Origin of the sequence: Dehalobacter sp. DCA (assembly GCF_000305775.1) — a bacterium.
Lineage (GTDB): Bacteria > Bacillota > Desulfitobacteriia > Desulfitobacteriales > Syntrophobotulaceae > Dehalobacter > Dehalobacter alkaniphilus.
This window is the reverse complement of the sequence record NC_018866.1, coordinates 294,325-312,460: the sequence shown is the minus strand read 5'-3', so window position 1 is coordinate 312,460 and position 18,136 is coordinate 294,325. Positions and strand designations below refer to the sequence as shown.

Here is an 18,136-nt window from a genome sequence, read left to right as displayed (position 1 = left end):
ATGGAGTCAATCTTGGTTTTCAGCGGTTTTTGCCTTATTTTCTTCTTAGTTCTGGCGATTCTGTCCATGAAACAGCCTTCTCTTTCCCAGAGCAGGATTATGCGTTCCCTTGGAAGATCTTCAGTGCCAACAAAAAATGAAGAAAATCAAAAAGAAAAATCCAAAAAAGACAAAAGCAAGCAAGATAAAAACAAGCAAGAAAAATCTGAGAACAGTTTTTTTCGCAGATTGATCATCGCCTTCTCAAAAAACAGCAAAGAAACAGACCCGAAAGACACGGAATTAATTGCTGCCGGATTAAAGGGCTGGTCATCAGCTGAATGGAAAGCGCTTAGGTTCATCCTTGGCCTATGCTTTGCAATAGCAGCTGCTGCTTTAAGCTTTATTTTAAGCTTTCCAATCCTAACAAAAATTGAATTTCCATTATTTTGTTTCGTTATTGGAAATATTTCTCCCAGTTTCTGGCTTAAATCAAAAATCAAACAACGTAAGGGTGAGATTCTTCGTACGCTTCCTGACATCCTCGATCTCGTTATGGTCAGTGTTGAAGCCGGACTTGGCTTTGATGCAGCCATGATGAAAGTCGTAGAAAAACAAAAAGGCATTCTTGCTGAAGAGTTTAACTTGGTTCTCCAGGAAATCAAAATTGGCAAACCGCGCCGGGAGGCTTTGAGAGACATGGCCAAAAAAAATGACGTAGAAGATTTAAGCAATGTCATTGCCTCTTTGGTTCAAGCTGACCAGCTCGGTATCTCTATGGGAAATGTCCTCAGGAATCAGTCCGCGCAAATCCGTCTGAGAAGAAAACAGCGCGTGCAGGAAGCCGCGCAAAAAGCCCCCGTTAAGATGATGATCCCGCTTGTTTTCTTTGTTTTTCCAAGCCTTTTCATTGTCATACTTGGTCCGGCAATCATCAATATCATGGATATTTTAGGTAAATAATTTTTTGTCTGTGGTATGAAGACTATTCAAAGAATAATCTGAGATTCTCTCTAAGAAGAACGAGGAAATCAGTCTCATGAAAGAGTTAACTGTTTTCAACCAAAGAATACAAAAGAATCTTGGGACGGTTCTACTGGCAGACACCTTTTTCACCAGACTGAGAGGTCTGCTGGGAACCAGGCAATTGGATGATTTTCATGGTATGTTGATTAATCCCTGCAACCAGGTCCACATGATCGGGATGCGCTATCCCCTCTCTGTCTGGTTTGTCAGCAAGGATCTGAAAATTGTCAAAATCATTGATAATCTCTCTCCGAAAAAGGTCTCCCCATGCATCAAGGATGCCGCTTTTGTGTTAGAGTTCCCACATAACTGGGCAGATTTCACTGGAAGCATGGAAGGCGACAAGCTTGAAATACAGTTTTAATTCTTTCATATTTCTCTCTTGTCTTATTATCTTTAGGAATATCTCTTTATCAAACGAAATAAGTTTCTGCAAAAGTGTAATTAATTATAGCTCTGTTTTCAGAGCTATTTTCAGTTTCACTTGCCTTGCCGCAAAAGAACAGAGCAGCGTAATGCTCTGTCCTAACTATATGCAATTGCAATTTATTCACTTGTTATTTCGCTTCAAAATTAATTTTATTATATAATGGAATTAATCAAACAAATTCATTCTTTGTACTAAAGGAGCTCCAATGAAAAATACGATAATCTTAACCTGCCTTTTCCTACTATTGTTATCTGGTTGTTCTAAAAATACGCCGACAACAACTCAACAGACTGATTCTTCAACAAAGGCCAGCAGTTCCAGCTTATCTTCAAAGACTCAGCCAGCAACGCCCAACAATCAAAACAGCCAGCAGCTGATATTATCAGCTAATCTCAAAGATATCTCAGCATCTGCAGACTTTCAGTACTTAAATTCTAAAAATCAAAGAAAAGTGAACATATCAGTTTCCAACTCTTCAGAGTATATATTCTCCGGAAAAGTGTATGTTACGTACCGGGACAGCGACAACAAAAATCAAGGTACAGATACCCTTTTAATAAAAAACTTATTACCGAGATCCAGTACCAGCTTGACATCCTTGGCCATAGCCAATGCAAATCGTGCAGATTTTACGATTAACGGGGACTTTACAGTAAACTCTTCTGCAAAGCTTACTTACACTATCCTGTATACGCAGTCTGAAGTGAAATCTCAGGTCTTATATATCCAGCCACCTTCTATTGATGAGAATGTTCTAACCGGTATTATTAGAGAACAGCGGGATCAACTTTCAAACAGCAATCTTCGCAAGTTTAAAATTCTTTTCTACGATCCTTCGTATAAAGGACAGCAAGGTGCTCAGCCTGCGGAAACCGACAGTGTCAAAGCCAAAGCGGATATCAATTATATCGATGGTATTTCTGAGCTTTACTTTATTGATTCTGGTAAAGTCGTACTTATACAATAGGCTTACTTTTCTTTAAGCAACAAGCTCACGATAACGTTATAAAATCATAGGCGTACATGTACGCCTATGATTAGTTGGTAACAGAGCATTTCTCTATAAATTTAGTAAAGCCTACCAATTATTTGCGAAAGCGGGTAATTGCAGTTGTCAGAATTTCTGACTGTATTCTTAAATTATCTACAAGGGCTTCAACCTGATCGACGATTTCCGCTTGTTGCTTTGTAGCAATAGCAAGTTCCATTGCACTTTCTGAAGTTTTTTCTGCAATATGGGCTACTTCGCGAGACTGATGTGCGCTTTTGTCAATGCCCTCCATTTGATGATCGACAAGTTTTGATATTTGTTCAACGCTACGTGCCACTTCAAGAATTGTTTTTGTCATTTTTTCTATTACTTCATTCGTCCTGGATCCTTTATGCGCTTCCATATCTGCATTCTGAACTTGTATCGTAATTTGATTCACAACATTTATCACTTCAGACTGGATATTCTCAATAAGACTTGAAATTCCTTGAACGGCATTTGCGCTTTCATCGGCTAATTTTCGTACCTCTTCGGCAACGACCGCAAATCCTCTGCCATGTTGTCCTGCTCGAGCAGCTTCAATGGAAGCATTCAATGCAAGTAAATTTGTTTGTTCCCCAATGTCTCCTACTAACTGGATGATCTGACCAACTTTCTTAGCATTATCTTCGAGACTTTTAACAATTTCAAGCGATTGCTGGTTTCCTTTGGCTAGATTATTGATTCCCTCAACTAAAGAACGAATTACTTCTTTACTTTCTGTTAGTTCCATTAACATTTCTGCCGAGACTTTTTCAGAAGACTTGGCATAATTTTGTACTTCTTTGGCAATATGGGCGACCTTTTCAACTGATTCTGCTGTTGATTGAATCGCAATCGAGGAAGTTTCTGCACCTGCAGATATTTCTGTGATGGTATGTACAATAGAGTCGGCTTGGTGAGAAGCAGCCGATGACGCTTTTAAAATTTCAAACATATTCTCATTGGTCTTCGCACAATTTGTTTCAATACTCTGGACAATTTCCCTAAGATTATAAAGCATATTGTTAAAAGCTATTCCTAATGAACGAATCTCATCATCAGTGTTTGATAATTCAACATCACAACCGATATCCCCTTCAGATATCTGATTTGCAGCTTTTTCTAACTTCTGCAAAGGTTTAATGATAAAACTTGCCATAAAGAAGGAAAGTAAACCCGACCAGAAAACCCCTAGTACTAAAGTAGCAATCGTAAATATAACCTCATTAATATTCGGAACAAAATTGGGTTGAACAAAATAGATAAAAAATGCGCTTGTAGAATAAGTAACAATTGCCAGAATAATAACAAATAAGGAAATCTTCTTTCTAATGCTAAATCGATGGTTCTTTGATTTTCTCATTAATCTGCGCTCCTCTAAGCAAAAATCTTTGTCTCCAAAACTAGAAAATCTTGCTGCGTTTATTGTTATTTCGCAACAATCTCAATGAGCAGGCGATAGTTGTATTTTTTACTATCAATTACATTATAATGTAAATATTACTTTTTTTGAAGTAATGTTTTGAATTAATTATGAAGAGACTACATCATTGGATGTAATATATCTCGTTTACCTGGCAACGTCTTATCTTCCCTTGCAGTATTTTCAGCCCAGGAGGACACTCAAACTTCCTAATTGAACACCCTTTGTACATAAGAAACAGAGCACCAATTAGATGCTCTGTTCTTAATTACCTGGCAACGTGCTATTTTCCCTTGCAGTATCGTCGCCCCAGGAGGTCTTAACTTCCGTGTTCGGGATGGGAACGGGTGGTACCCCTCCGGTATAGTCACCAGATTATGTAGTTGTTGAGTGACAACGCTTCGCGATAGGAAGTTCAAATTCTATCGCCATCCTGGCGAATTTGAACTTAGCACCATCCTTGGTGCGTCGTTCTCTCAAAACCGCACAACAAATCAGCTTCATGCATTCAATCATCAATCTAGGAATCTAAAGGTCAAGACCTCGACCTATTAGTACCGGTCCGCTCCACATGTCACCATGCTTCCACTCCCGGCCTATCAACCTGATCATCTTTCAGGGGTCTTACCAGATTAACTCTGTGGGAAATCTCATCTTAAGGCTGGTTTCGCACTTAGATGCTTTCAGCGCTTATCCGTTCCGGATGTAGCTACCCAGCTATGCCTCTGGCGAGACAACTGGTACACCAGTGATCCGTCCATCCCGGTCCTCTCGTACTAGGGACAGATCCTCTCAAATTTCCTGCGCCTGCGACGGATAGGGACCGAACTGTCTCACGACGTTCTGAACCCAGCTCACGTACCGCTTTAATGGGCGAACAGCCCAACCCTTGGGACCTACTACAGCCCCAGGATGCGATGAGCCGACATCGAGGTGCCAAACCTCCCCGTCGATGTGAACTCTTGGGGGAGATAAGCCTGTTATCCCCAGGGTAGCTTTTATCCGTTGAGCGATGGCCCTTCCACTCGGAACCACCGGATCACTAAGCCCTACTTTCGTACCAGGTCGACTTGTTTGTCTCTCTGTTAAGCTCCCTTTTGCCTTTACACTCTTCGCGCGATTTCCATCCGCGCTGAGGGAACCTTTGGGCGCCTCCGTTACTCTTTAGGAGGCGACCGCCCCAGTCAAACCGCCCGCCTGACACTGTCCCCAACCCCGATTCAGGGGCCTAGGTTAGAACTTCAGTACAAAAAGAGTGGTATCCCACCGGCGGCTCCACCAATACTGGCGTACTGGCTTCCAAGCCTCCCACCTATCCTGTACATTTTATACCAAAATCCAATGTCAAGCTGCAGTAAAGCTCCATGGGGTCTTTCTGTCCTGTCGCAGGTAACCCGCATCTTCACGGGTATTACAATTTCGCCGAGTCCCTCGTTGAGACAGTGTCCAGATCGTTACGCCTTTCGTGCGGGTCGGAACTTACCCGACAAGGAATTTCGCTACCTTAGGACCGTTATAGTTACGGCCGCCGTTTACTGGGGCTTCAATTCAAGGCTTCGCTTGCGCTAACTTCTCCTCTTAACCTTCCAGCACCGGGCAGGCGTCAGCCCCTATACTTCTCCTTACGGATTTGCAGGGACCTGTGTTTTTGTTAAACAGTCGCCTGGACTATTTCTCTGCGGCTCTGTTGCCAGAGCACCCCTTCTCCCGAAGTTACGGGGTCATTTTGCCGAGTTCCTTAACGAGGGTTTTCTCGCGCGCCTTAGGATTCTCTCCTCATCTACCTGTGTCGGTTTGCGGTACGGGCACCACATTTCTCACTAGAGGCTTTTCTTGACAGTATGAACTATCCCACTTCGCTACTTATTTTCGCTCCCCATCACATCTCACGGTTTAGCGCTGCGGATTTGCCTACAGCACCCACTTGATGTTTGGACGTGCATATCCAACAGCACGCTCAGGTCATCCTCCTGTGTCACCCCATCGCTCAAACGATTTATGGTGGTATTGGAATTTCAACCAATTGTCCATCGCCTACGCCTTTCGGCCTCAGCTTAGGTCCCGACTTACCCTGGGCGGACGAGCCTTCCCCAGGAAACCTTAGATTTTCGGCGGGAAGGATTCTCACCTTCCTTTTCGCATACTCATACCGGCATTCTCTCTTGTCACCTCTCCAGTAAACCTTACAGTTATCCTTCTACGATGTGACAATGCTCCCCTACCCAACGATCTGATTCATTAATCCTTCAGCTTTCTGCTGCTTTGCTTGATCCCCAAGTGCATTTGGGAATTTTGCTCTTATTTAAGTCTTTTGCATTCCTCTTAAGTTTCCTCATCGGTTGCAAAATTCCTAAATGTTATTCCGAGCATGTCTGAAGTCTTAATGAATCAGATCGATGCCGCGGCTTCGGTGCTACGCTTGAGCCCCGTTACATTTTCGGCGCAGAACCACTCGACCAGTGAGCTATTACGCACTCTTTAAATGGTGGCTGCTTCTAAGCCAACATCCTGGTTGTCCCTGCGGTTCCACATCCTTTTCCACTTAGCGTAGTCTCTGGGACCTTAGCCGTCGGTCTGGGCTGTTTCCCTCTCGACTATGAAGCTTATCCCCCACAGTCTGACTCCCAACTTCTAAAAATACGGTATTCGTAGTTTGATAGGGTTCAGTAACTTTTAAGCCCCTAGCCCATTCAGTGCTCTACCCCCGTATTTCATCCATTGAGGCTAGCCCTAAAGCTATTTCGGGGAGTACCAGCTATCTCCGTGTTCGATTGGCATTTCACCCCTACCCACAGTTCATCCCCTGCCTTTTCAACGACAGTGAGTTCGAGCCTCCAATGAGTTTTACCTCACCTTCACTCTGACCATGGGTAGATCACACGGTTTCGGGTCTGCAACATGCAACTAGTCGCCCTATTTAGACTCGCTTTCGCTTCGGCTCCGTATCTTAAATACTTAACCTCGCTGCATATCACAACTCGCCGGTTCATTCTACAAAAGGCACGCCATCACGCCTAAACGCTTTGACTGCTTGTAAGCATACGGTTTCAGGTTCTATTTCACTCCCCTCCCGGGGTGCTTTTCACCTTTCCCTCACGGTACTTGTTCACTATCGGTCGCCAAGTAGTATTTAGCCTTGGGGAGTGGTCTCCCCTGCTTCCCACGGGGTTTCTCGTGTCCCGCGGTACTCAGGATACTCTCTAAGCCAGTCTTCTTTTCGCTTACAGGGGTTTTACCTCCTATGCCGGAACTTTCCAGTTCGCTTCAGCTAAAAACACTGACCCGTTTTGAGAGTCCTACAACCCCGACCTCCGAAGAGATCGGTTTGGGCTAGTCCCGTTTCGCTCGCCGCTACTCTGGGAATCGATTATTCTTTCTTTTCCTCCGGGTACTTAGATGTTTCAGTTCCCCGACTTGCCTTCGCTGTACCTATTTATTCAGTACACGATATCCAAATATGACTCTGGATGGGTTGCCCCATTCGGACATCCACGGATCTATGCCTGCTTACGACTCCCCGTGGCATTTCGCTGTTAACCGCGTCCTTCTTCGGCTCTTGGCGCCTAGGCATCCACCGTATGCCCTTTATATCTTGACCTTCTGGTTCTTCCTCGACTTGTTATAGATGATTTGAATGTCTCCTATGCGCTTAGTAATTTTACCTGACGGAGCATGGATGCTCCTAAGTTCAAATTCGCCACGGATGGCTTTAGAATTTGAACGTCTTTTCGTTGTCTTTACTTTCGCATTTCGCATTCTGCTTCTTTCGTTGTGCAGTTTTCAAAGAACAAGGATGTTCGAGTGTCGCGATACCATGGATGGCAAGATGCGACAAAGAACGTCTGCAGACTTTCTCTGCAGCAGGATCGTCAGTTTAACATTTCTGTTTCTACTTTGCAATCCTTATTTTTTTCCATACTTACCAGAATCTCTGATATGTATGGACATTATTTGAGTTGTTTCTTTTACACTATTACTGTGCTCAGGTCACTACAAAACTAAACAACAAGAAATAAATTGCTAAACTCACCTTACTTGAGAGTCAGTCCAGTTTGCACTGCTTTACTCTAAGTACCGACCTTGGAGTAGATTGAAGTCTAGCTTCAATCGGTTCTCCCTAGAAAGGAGGTGATCCAGCCGCACCTTCCGATACGGCTACCTTGTTACGACTTCACCCCAATCATCTACCCCACCTTCGACGGCTGGCTCCTTACGGTTACCCCACCGGCTTCGGGTGTTGCAAACTTTCGTGGTGTGACGGGCGGTGTGTACAAGGCCCGGGAACGTATTCACCGCAGTGTGCTGACCTGCGATTACTAGCGATTCCGACTTCATGCAGGCGAGTTGCAGCCTGCAATCCGAACTGAGAACGGCTTTCTCGGATTTGCTTCACCTCGCGGCTTCGCTTCCGTCTGTACCGTCCATTGTAGCACGTGTGTAGCCCAAGACATAAGGGGCATGATGATTTGACGTCATCCCCACCTTCCTCCGGTTTGTCACCGGCAGTCTATCTAGAGTTCTCAGCTTTACCTGTTAGCAACTAAATATAGGGGTTGCGCTCGTTGCGGGACTTAACCCAACATCTCACGACACGAGCTGACGACAACCATGCACCACCTGTCTCAACTTTCCCCGAAGGGCACTCCCATATCTCTACGGGATTAGTTGGATGTCAAGCCTTGGTAAGGTTCTTCGCGTTGCGTCGAATTAAACCACATGCTCCACCGCTTGTGCGGGCCCCCGTCAATTCCTTTGAGTTTCAACCTTGCGGCCGTACTCCCCAGGCGGAATGCTTATTGTGTTAACTGCGGCACAGAAGGGGTCGATACCCTCTACACCTAGCATTCATCGTTTACGGCGTGGACTACCAGGGTATCTAATCCTGTTCGCTCCCCACGCTTTCGCGCCTCAGCGTCAGTTACAGTCCAGAAAGTCGCCTTCGCCACTGGTGTTCCTCCACATCTCTACGCATTTCACCGCTACACGTGGAATTCCACTTTCCTCTCCTGTCCTCAAGACTTACAGTTTCCAATGCTTTACGGAGTTAAGCTCCGCACTTTCACATCAGACTTATAAGCCCGCCTACGCGCCCTTTACGCCCAATGATTCCGGACAACGCTTGCCCCCTACGTATTACCGCGGCTGCTGGCACGTAGTTAGCCGGGGCTTCCTCGTTAGGTACCGTCAATCACCTGCATTATTTACACAGATGCCGTTCTTCCCTAACAACAGTATTTTACAACCCGAAGGCCTTCTTCATACACGCGGCGTTGCTCCGTCAGACTTTCGTCCATTGCGGAAGATTCCCCACTGCTGCCTCCCGTAGGAGTCTGGGCCGTGTCTCAGTCCCAGTGTGGCCGTTTACCCTCTCAGGCCGGCTACTGATCGTCGCCTTGGTAGGCCTTTACCCCACCAACTAGCTAATCAGACGCGGGTCCATCCCTAAGCGCTAGCATTTTCAGAGGCCAGCTTTCTTCTCTAAGAGATGCCTCTCAGATAATACATCCGGTATTAGCAGCCGTTTCCAGCTGTTGTCCCGGTCTTAAGGGCAGGTTACCCACGCGTTACTCACCCGTTCGCCACTATCCTTCGCCTAACACCCAATGCTCACTCATGTGTTGGCAAGCTTTTTTTGCGTGGTGCGCTCTCTTCGCTCGCGCACTCGCTTATGTTGCTTGCTATTGCACTTAAGCATTCGGTGTTAGGCGTCGGACCGTTCGACTTGCATGTGTTAGGCACGCCGCCAGCGTTCGTCCTGAGCCAGGATCAAACTCTCCATAAAAACTTATTTACGGAGCTTGATTCAGCTCTTTGTTTACCAAAATTCATTGACGAGTCTAGCTTTTAATTCATTCTTGTTGTTCAGTTTTCAATGACCTTGATTTCCTTTTGGCTCGCTGTGTCCCGAGCGCTTAGTTATAATAACAAAGTTACCGGCACCTTTCAAGCATCTTTATCCCAGTTTAAACATCACTAGGTCAAGAATGCTTCGTTTTTTCTACAAAATTCTACGAATATCTAAAGGATAATCATTTTCTTAATTAAATATTCATTTTTATTAATCTTCTCTGGATTTCATGGTAGGAAATAAGATAACGTCCCTGATAGAGGCTGAATCTGTCAGAAGCATGACGAGCCTGTCAATCCCAATGCCAAGTCCGCCTGTAGGCGGAAGTCCATATTCAAGCGCTTGAAGAAAGTCTTCATCCATCATGTGCGCCTCATCGTCACCCTTTTCTCTTTCCAGAACCTGTTTTTCAAATCTCCCTCTCTGATCAATGGGGTCATTTAACTCCGAGAACGCATTTCCTGCCTCTCTACCATAAATAAATACCTCAAACCTGTCCGTATACTCAGGATTTTCTGCATTCCTTTTAGCGAGAGGAGAAATTTCTACAGGATGACCGATGATAAAAGTTGGTTGAATAAGTTTTGGTTCAACAAATTCTTCAAAAACCTCATTGATAATTTTGCCCTTGGTTTCCTGGGCATTAATTTGCAGCCCTTTCTCCATGGCAACTTTTCTGGCTTCTTCCTCGGTTTCAATTTGGGCAAAATCTATTCCAGCATACTCTTTAATTGCGTCAAGCATCGGCAAGCGGCGCCAGGGCTTCGCGAAATTAATCTTCTCACCCTGATAAGTAACTTCCTGGGTATGAAGAACTTTCTCCACAATATAAACGATCATATCCTCTGTAAGGTTCATAATATCTTCATAATTTGCATAAGCCTGATATAGTTCCATCATGGTAAATTCAGGGTTATGCTTAATCGAAATTCCTTCATTCCGGAAATTACGGCCAATTTCGAATACCTTTTCAAAACCGCCCACAATCAGCCTCTTAAGCGGAAGTTCCAGAGCTATCCTCATGTATAACTGCATATCAAGCGCGTTATGATGCGTAATAAAAGGCTTTGCAGTCGCGCCGCCTGCTATCGGAAGCAGCGTAGGCGTCTCAACCTCCAGAAATCCTTTCTCTTCCAGGTATTCACGCATCGTTCTGATAATTTTATTTCTGGTGATAAATGTTTCCTTCACTTCTGCATTCATGATCAAATCAAGATAACGCTGACGGTAACGGATATCGACGTTGGTAAGCCCATGAAACTTTTCCGGCAGCGGTCTCAGCGATTTTGATAGCAATGTAATATCCTCAGCCTTTATTGAAATCTCGCCTCTTTTGGTACGGAAAACGCTGCCGCGGACGCCGATAATATCACCAATATCAAACGTCTTTATCGTGTCAAACATTTCTTCGCCGAACGCATCAACCCGAATATAGATCTGGATTTTCCCCTGAAGGTCTTGAATGTGCACGAAAAGAACTTTCCCTTGATCTCTTTTGGACATGATTCTTCCGGCTGCGCTGACATCCTGCCCTTCCAGTTCATCAAAATTCTCGATAATGCCCTGTGATAAATGGGTTCTCAAGTAATGGTCTGCATAGGGTTCAATACCTTTCGCCCTGAGATTGTCCAGCTTATCCAAGCGAATACGCATCAGTTCATTGATATCCAGATTTTCCATCGTTTTTTCCCCCAACATCTGTTTCAGTTCAATACTATATTATACCAAACGAGGCTATCCAACTAGTCCTTGTCAGCTCTAAAACACATGTAAACCGTTGAGGAAAGTTTTCGGATGGCAAGGAACTGAAGGACAACGCAGTCATACAAAAATTTAACCAGCGGAAACATGTAGATTTAGTGTTCACATAATACCAATACCCTGTAAACACTATCCAGCCCGTAACACCATCACGCGGTATTACGGGCTAAAATTCAGCTTCATTTTGTTGAAATGGACCATTGAACGAACAAATTTTTAATAGAAAGCAGCAAATAAACTAGCGGATATCTACAATTTCATAACGAAGCATTCCTGCTGGAACATTAACCTCAACAACGCTGCCTTTAATTTGTCCAAGAACAGCTTTGCCAACCGGTGATTCATTGGAAATTTTATTGACTGCCGGATCTGCCTCTGCCGAGCCGACGATGGCATACTCTTCTTCGTCCCCATATTCAACATCTTTTAACAGCACTGTACTTCCTATGGCAACATGGTCTTTTTCATCATTGTCGTCAATGACTCTGGCATTTCTCAGCATTTTCTCGAGAGTAATGATCCTGCCTTCGATAAAAGCCTGTTCATTTTTAGCATCTTCATATTCTGAGTTTTCGGATATATCTCCAAACTCAATGGCTTGTTTAATCCTTTCAGCAACTTCTCTCCTTCTTTGGGTCTTTAGAATCTCCAGTTCTTCTTCCAGTTTCTTCAAACCATCAAGTGTTAAAATGACTTCTTTTTCGGGCATAAAAAATACCCCTCCCTCTTTCTCTTATGAGGTAATTTTTTTTTGAATCCTTTTATGTGAGACATTATATACACAAGTAAAATAAAATATACGCTGTAAATCTCTTCCTAGCTTTTTAATACTCGTAATTATAAGGAACCTCCATTTTATTGTCAAGTAAATTTACTTAATATTGTTGTTGATCTGCGATAATGTCATAGTATAATTCTTCAAGGAAAATGTCATCCCCTCACAAAACAGATATAATGGGAGGATGAAATTAGAAATGAGCAAGCAAGAAGCAAGAAAAGTAACCATTATCGAAGAATTATTGGCAGGCCATTTATTAAACAAACAAGCAGCAGGGCTTCTAAATCTCAGCGTCAGACAAGTACAGCGGTTGAAAGTGGAGGCCACCGCCAATGGGGTCATGAGCATTCTGCATAAAAACAGAGGACGTAAGCCTGCTAATGCCTTAGATCCAAAGTTAGCCTTGAACATCATTGAGATTTACGAAAAGGAATTGATCAACTATAACTTTTGCCATGCTACCGATGTTCTCGCTGAAGACAAGGGGATATTTGTCTCTGTCAGCACTGTTTCAAGACATCTAAAAGCCAGTGGTATTCGATCCCCAAAGGCCAAACGAAGACCGAAGAAACATCGGTCAAGAAATGCCCGTAAACGTGAAGGAGAACTCGTTCAGATGGATGCTTCCAGTTATGATTGGCTGGGCAATGACTCCTACCTGCACCTTCATGGTGCTGTAGATGATGCCACAGGTCGTATTCTAGCTCTTCATTTCGAAAAGGAAGAAACCTTTGAAGGGTATTGTGAGTTGATGTTTCAGATGAATCAAGACGGCCATTTGCCAAGGGAAATTTACACCGATGGTAGAACAGTCTTTGCTTATGACAGTAAAACAAAAAAGAAACTGACACTAGATGAAGAACTAACTGGTAAAGTCGAGCGTCAACCCCACTTCGCAAGAGCTCTCAGAGAAACCAAAATTCTACTTATCATTGCCAAGTCTGCACAAGCTAAAGGGGGGATTGAAAGGCTCTGGGAAACTTTGCAGGATCGTTTGCCTAAAGATATGAAGCGTAAAGGCATTAATTCAATTGAACAGGCTAATGAATTCCTGAGGCAATATATTCCCTATTACAACCGCAAATTCTCCGTCCAGGCTGCCAGCATGGAAAAGGCCTATTTGCCCAAACAGGATTTGGCTGCATTTCAGTTAACCTTTGCTATACATGAAACAAGAAAGCTTGATTCAGGCCTTTCCTTTTCTTATAGAGGTCAGAAATACCGGTTGCCAATTTCTAAGGATAATAAAGAAATCCCTGCATCCCCTCATGACACGATTACTGTAGCAACCAGTAAACATATCGGAATGCAGGTTCTTTTCAAGGGCCTTGTGATTAAACCAGAACCGCTTAATACTCAGCCTAAGGAAAGTATAATACATATCTCTCAGCCAGACAACTCTACTAATTGCCTACCTTCTGAGACTTTAATTAAACCTAAAAACAAAACTAATTCCCCTTGGTTTGGCTATACCGAAATTTTCTATTCCAAGAAACTTAGGGATGACATTTCTGCTGCACAGTTATCACCCTATCAGGGTGACATTATCGCAGACTATTGACAGTAAATTTACTTAATATTTTGATAGCCGGATTAATGGTCCGGGCATTCCATCGAGTAAATGCCTGAAAACAACGTCTTCATTTCCTGGTAACTTTTGATTTTCATGATCTGGTTCCGGTACTCTGCTGCTTTCCTCATACCCTTGATATACCAGGAAGCGTGTTTGCGGATCTCCTGTACGCCGGTTCTTTCGCCTTTATATTCAATAATCTTTTCAAAATGCTGAATAAGTATTCTAAGTTTTTCTCTATTGCCAGGTTCCTGTGGAAGTGTTTCCGTATCGAGATAATATTGGGATCTGCCAATCAGCCACGGGTTTCCTAAAGCTCCCCTCGCTATCATGACTCCATCGCATCCGGTAAGCTGAATCATTTTCAGCGCATCTTCCGGAGATAGAATATCCCCATTCCCAATCACAGGTATGCCAATTCTTGCTTTAATTTTACTGATCCATTCCCAGTCAGCCTTGCCGGAATAATATTGTTCTCTGGTCCGGGCATGAACTGTCAGCATGCTGACTCCTGCCTGCTCTAACATTGGCGCCAGTTCAAGCGCAACGATAGTGGAGCTATCCCATCCCAGGCGGATTTTAACGGTAACAGGAACCCTAACAGCCTTTACCACTTCGGAGACAATTTCTATCGCTAACGGAATGTTTCGAAGAAGGGATGCTCCTTCACCATTTTTCACAATCTTTGGTGTCGGACATCCCATATTAATGTCTATGATATCAGCTCCATATGTTTCAGCTATTTCAGCTGCTCTGGCCATTGGGACAGGTTCAGATCCAAAAAGCTGAACAATTCGGGGTTCTTCTTCTCCTTTTAGATCAAGCATTTTAAATGTCTTGGCGTTATGATGCAGCAGTGCTTTATCGCTGATCATTTCCGTTATGACGTATTTGCCGCCTGTAAGCCGGATGATTTCCCGAAAGGCCTTATCCGTTATCCCTGCCATCGGGGCCATAAAAACGGGCTTCTCTGACAAATGATACTTCCCTAATTTCATTTTTACCTCAACGTGTACAATTACCGCAAATTTCTTTCATAAATATACAAAAGTCCTTCCAACGTTAAAAAAGGATCAATAATATCGATCATTTTGGAATCCCCGACAATCAGTTCAGCCAGACCCCCGGTTGCAATGACTTTAATTTTTCCGCCAAGTTCTTTTTTCATCAGCTCGACAATACGGTCAATCTGTCCGCAAAATCCATGATATATTCCCGCTTGCATACCGCTGACTGTATTTTTGCCGATAACGTTTTTGGTCTTAACAATCTCTACTTTAGGCAATTTCGAGGCTTTCTGATAGAGTGCCTCAGTAGAAATCCCGATTCCAGGCGCAATCGCTCCCCCTAAGTACTCTCCCTTTTCACTGACAGCGCAAAAAGTTGTTGCCGTGCCAAAATCAACAATAATTAATAACCCGCCGTATTTGGTATAGGCAGCTACGGCGTTTACAATCCTATCAGCCCCAAGTTCCCTTGGATTATCAATATTAATGGAAATACCGGTCTTAACGCCTGGACCAACAATAATCGGGGTTACGCTGAAATACTTTTTGATCATCCGTTCCAGCGCAGGCGTCACAGGTGGTACAACCGAAGAGATAATAGCCCCGGATATATTGCTGAAAGACAAATCGTGAAAACTGAATAAATTCTTAATTGTCGACGCATATTCATCCGATGTATTGTTTTTTTCCGTGGAAATTCTCCAGTAATGAATAAGCTCACGGTCTTGGTAAACACCAAGTACAATATTCGTATTCCCGATATCGATGACCAAAATCATTGTACCCGCCTCCCTTTAGAACCGGATAAGTGCCAGATTATATTTTTTCAGCAGAATGAAGGTGCTTCTGAATAGATGGTTTGAAATCATCAACGACCATTGAAAAATCAATCGCTTCGACCGAATGCGTAAGCCTGCCTACAGAAATAATGTCCACTCCTGTCTCAGCAATTTGACGCACTGTGTCTTCCCTAACTCCTCCGGACGCCTCTACGACAACCCGGTGGTTAATATACTGAACCGCTATTTTCATATCCTGCAGGGACATATTATCGAGCATAATCACGTCAACGCCGCTCAGAACGGCTTCCCGTACCTGTTCCAGCGTTTCACATTCAACCTCTATTTTAACCATATGGCCAACTTTTGTTTTGATTTTTTGAACAGCCTCAGCCAGATTTCCGATTGCGTCCAGATGATTATCCTTAAGCATAACGGCATCATACAAACCAAAACGGTGGTTCGTTCCTCCGCCGACCCTGACAGCGTATTTCTGCAAGTTTCTCATACCCGGCATCGTTTTGCGCGTATCTGTGACCTTAACGCCTAAATCAGATACAAGTTCGACAAATCTTCTTGTAATACTAGATATTCCTGAAAGATGCTGAATGAAATTAAGTACAGTTCTTTCAGCTTGAAGGATTCCTGCCAGTGAACCATTAATTTTCATGATCAGGGTCCCTGGTCCGATACTGTCTCCGTCTTCAACCTGCATCTGAACGTCTATGTACGGATCTATCTTCTTAAAGGTCATCTCAGCAATAAAAAGGCCGCAGATAATCCCATGTGCTTTGGCATAGATTCTGGCTTCACTCTGGTAATCTTCAGGAATGATCAGCGTACTGAGATCTCCGGTACCAATATCTTCTTTTAAAGCACGTTCAATCAATTCTTCATATTGAAACGTAGCGAACATGATAATCCCCCCTCTTATAGACAGAATGCTTTTGCCAGTGTTCCTCCGCATTTGGGAAATCCCGTCGGAAATGGCCCCCTCTGCTTTCTTCACGTGCCAAAGCAGCCTTGATAATCACCATTCCAATCGCAAGCATATTGCCAAGCTCGAGTTCTGGTACTTCAGAATGGGGGTTAAACCGTTCCATCAATTGATTTAATTCCGCCTGGGCCTGCCGCAAATGTTCTTCATCCCGAATGATTCCGACTTTATCCCATAAAATATTCTGCAGTTCTTCTTTCAGAGTAGCCGGGTCTGCAGCGGAATCCCGGACATCACAATCATCGGGGCAGCCTTCATACGGCAAAACATCTTCCGGGTTGGGCATTTCGCCAATCTTCTGATTGATTGTATCAGAAATGGTTGAAGCAAATACTAATCCGTCCAACAAGGAGTTGCTGGCGAGCCTGTTGGCACCATGAACGCCATTACAGGCACATTCACCACAAGCAAAAAGATTTGGCAAATTCGTTTCACCAAATTCATTGATGCGGACTCCGCCCATTAAGTAATGCGCAGCAGGGCCAACCGGTACCGGATCTGTAGAAATATCAACGCCATAATTCAGACAGGTTTTATAGATTCCTGGAAACCTTTGTTCAACTTTGGAGTGTCCCATCGGGCTGAAATCGAGATAGACCTGTCCTGTCTGCATCTGCTTCCATATCTCCCTTGATACAACATCCCTCGGAGCAAGCTCTTTACCGGGAACACCCTCCATAAAACGTTCTCCACGTGAGTTTACCAGTATAGCTCCCTCTCCTCTGGCTGCCTCCGAAATTAAAAAATTGGGTGCTCCCGGCAGCAGCAGGGCCGTAGGATGGAATTGAATAAATTCCATATCCATAAGTTCGGCTCCTGCCCGATAAGCAGCAGCTATCCCGTCTCCTGTCGCAACCGCAGGATTGGTCGTATGCTTATACATCTGACCTGCACCGCCCGTGGCCAGGATAACGGCTTTAGCCAGCCATATTTCCATTGCTAAGGTAATATTGTTAAGCACCAGAGCTCCGCAGACCTCTGCTTTACTGTTCTTAACAAAATCAATTAAATAATAGTTTTCTTTAACGGTAATCGGGCTGGAATGCACAACTTCTACCAGGGCACGTTCTATTTCTCCGCCGGTGGCATCACCGTGAGCATGCAGTACCCTGCTTTTGCTGTGGGCACCTTCCCGCGTAAAATCCAGTTTATTATTGCTTTCATCAAATTTGGTGCCAAAATCAATCAGCTTACCGACACACTCCGGTCCTTTCTCAGCCAGGATCTTGACTGCTTTCAGGTTGCATAGCCCTGCTCCGGCTTTAATGGTATCGCCATAGTGAAATTCAGGAGAGTCATCCTCATTAAGAGCAACGGCAATACCTCCCTGGGCATGCTCAGTGTTGCTTGCCATCACATCTTTCTTGGTCAGAACGGTTACTTCATATTTGGGACAAAGTTTGATTGCTGCAAACAATCCCGCAATTCCGCTTCCGAGAATAAGCACTTCGGTCTGAAAGATCTCAAGCTTATCCTTGTCCCAGGGAATCAGATATTCATTCTCATTCATATCTCTTACTCAT

General features: G+C 43.9%; 11 protein-coding genes and 3 rRNA genes. 4 read left to right on the top strand and 10 right to left on the bottom strand.

Annotation, left to right across the window (positions count from 1 at the left end):
- From DHBDCA_RS01520 to DHBDCA_RS01510, 3 genes are all read left to right on the top strand, one after another.
- Complete coding sequence (locus DHBDCA_RS01520; RefSeq protein WP_015042371.1) at positions 1–942, top strand: type II secretion system F family protein; 942 nt, start codon at positions 1–3, stop codon at positions 940–942.
- A gap of 76 nt (positions 943–1,018) precedes the next feature.
- Entirely contained in the window at positions 1,019–1,369 is a 351-nt protein-coding gene (locus DHBDCA_RS01515) for a DUF192 domain-containing protein (RefSeq protein WP_015042370.1), read from the top strand.
- Between the two features lie 271 nt (positions 1,370–1,640).
- Complete coding sequence (locus DHBDCA_RS01510; protein WP_015042369.1) at positions 1,641–2,402, top strand: hypothetical protein; 762 nt, start codon at positions 1,641–1,643, stop codon at positions 2,400–2,402.
- A gap of 118 nt (positions 2,403–2,520) precedes the next feature.
- Here DHBDCA_RS01510 and DHBDCA_RS01505 read toward each other — a convergent pair whose 3' ends face one another.
- The 6 genes from DHBDCA_RS01505 to greA all read right to left on the bottom strand — a co-directional run bounded on the left by DHBDCA_RS01505 (position 2,521) and on the right by greA (position 12,188).
- Positions 2,521–3,810, bottom strand: coding sequence for a methyl-accepting chemotaxis protein (locus DHBDCA_RS01505; RefSeq protein ID WP_015042368.1), 1,290 nt, complete (start codon positions 3,808–3,810; stop codon positions 2,521–2,523).
- 330 nt (positions 3,811–4,140) lie between these two features.
- Positions 4,141–4,245 (bottom strand): 5S ribosomal RNA (rrf, locus tag DHBDCA_RS01500).
- Positions 4,246–4,401: 156 nt separating this feature from the next.
- Positions 4,402–7,468 (bottom strand): 23S ribosomal RNA (locus DHBDCA_RS01495).
- A 523-nt stretch (positions 7,469–7,991) separates the two neighbouring features.
- Positions 7,992–9,652 (bottom strand): 16S ribosomal RNA (locus tag DHBDCA_RS01490).
- Together the 16S, 23S and 5S rRNA genes form the textbook arrangement of a ribosomal RNA operon.
- 276 nt (positions 9,653–9,928) lie before the next feature.
- Positions 9,929–11,398 carry a lysine--tRNA ligase gene (gene lysS / locus DHBDCA_RS01485; protein WP_015042367.1) on the bottom strand — a complete coding sequence of 490 codons (1,470 nt, stop codon included), beginning with the start codon at positions 11,396–11,398 and terminating at the stop codon, positions 9,929–9,931.
- A 319-nt stretch (positions 11,399–11,717) separates the two neighbouring features.
- A complete protein-coding gene (gene greA / locus DHBDCA_RS01480; protein WP_015042366.1) occupies positions 11,718–12,188 on the bottom strand; it encodes a transcription elongation factor GreA in 471 nt (156 codons plus the stop codon).
- Positions 12,189–12,441: 253 nt separating this feature from the next.
- Here greA and DHBDCA_RS01475 point away from each other — a divergent pair, with 253 nt between their 5' ends.
- Entirely contained in the window at positions 12,442–13,818 is a 1,377-nt protein-coding gene (locus DHBDCA_RS01475) for an ISNCY family transposase (RefSeq protein WP_242824890.1), read from the top strand.
- Between the two features lie 32 nt (positions 13,819–13,850).
- Here the strand turns inward: DHBDCA_RS01475 and dusB are convergent, their stop codons facing one another.
- The 4 genes from dusB to nadB are packed head-to-tail and all read right to left on the bottom strand — an operon-like array spanning position 13,851 to position 18,123.
- Positions 13,851–14,828, bottom strand: coding sequence for a tRNA dihydrouridine synthase DusB (gene dusB / locus DHBDCA_RS01470; protein WP_015042365.1), 978 nt, complete (start codon positions 14,826–14,828; stop codon positions 13,851–13,853).
- 20 nt (positions 14,829–14,848) lie between these two features.
- Positions 14,849–15,616, bottom strand: coding sequence for a type III pantothenate kinase (locus tag DHBDCA_RS01465; protein ID WP_015042364.1), 768 nt, complete (start codon positions 15,614–15,616; stop codon positions 14,849–14,851).
- A 37-nt stretch (positions 15,617–15,653) separates the two neighbouring features.
- Positions 15,654–16,532 carry a carboxylating nicotinate-nucleotide diphosphorylase gene (nadC, locus tag DHBDCA_RS01460; RefSeq protein WP_015042363.1) on the bottom strand — a complete coding sequence of 293 codons (879 nt, stop codon included), beginning with the start codon at positions 16,530–16,532 and terminating at the stop codon, positions 15,654–15,656.
- Entirely contained in the window at positions 16,510–18,123 is a 1,614-nt protein-coding gene (nadB, locus tag DHBDCA_RS01455) for an L-aspartate oxidase (RefSeq protein ID WP_015042362.1), read from the bottom strand. The genes nadC and nadB overlap by 23 nt, the downstream gene beginning before the upstream one ends.
- Between the last annotated feature and the right edge of the window lie 13 nt (positions 18,124–18,136).

What these genes read in the sequence shown, in the direction of transcription:
- DHBDCA_RS01510 (WP_015042369.1), top strand. Translation starts at nt 1,641, where the DNA reads ATGAAAAATACGATAATCTTAACCTGCCTTTTCCTACTATTGTTATCT.
- nadC (WP_015042363.1), bottom strand. Translation starts at nt 16,532, where the DNA reads ATGTTCGCTACGTTTCAATATGAAGAATTGATTGAACGTGCTTTAAAA.
- DHBDCA_RS01475 (WP_242824890.1), top strand. Translation starts at nt 12,442, where the DNA reads ATGAAATTAGAAATGAGCAAGCAAGAAGCAAGAAAAGTAACCATTATC.
- DHBDCA_RS01515 (WP_015042370.1), top strand. Translation starts at nt 1,019, where the DNA reads ATGAAAGAGTTAACTGTTTTCAACCAAAGAATACAAAAGAATCTTGGG.
- lysS (WP_015042367.1), bottom strand. Translation starts at nt 11,398, where the DNA reads ATGGAAAATCTGGATATCAATGAACTGATGCGTATTCGCTTGGATAAG.
- DHBDCA_RS01505 (WP_015042368.1), bottom strand. Translation starts at nt 3,810, where the DNA reads ATGAGAAAATCAAAGAACCATCGATTTAGCATTAGAAAGAAGATTTCC.
- dusB (WP_015042365.1), bottom strand. Translation starts at nt 14,828, where the DNA reads ATGAAATTAGGGAAGTATCATTTGTCAGAGAAGCCCGTTTTTATGGCC.
- DHBDCA_RS01465 (WP_015042364.1), bottom strand. Translation starts at nt 15,616, where the DNA reads ATGATTTTGGTCATCGATATCGGGAATACGAATATTGTACTTGGTGTT.
- greA (WP_015042366.1), bottom strand. Translation starts at nt 12,188, where the DNA reads ATGCCCGAAAAAGAAGTCATTTTAACACTTGATGGTTTGAAGAAACTG.
- DHBDCA_RS01520 (WP_015042371.1), top strand. Translation starts at nt 1, where the DNA reads ATGGAGTCAATCTTGGTTTTCAGCGGTTTTTGCCTTATTTTCTTCTTA.
- nadB (WP_015042362.1), bottom strand. Translation starts at nt 18,123, where the DNA reads ATGAATGAGAATGAATATCTGATTCCCTGGGACAAGGATAAGCTTGAG.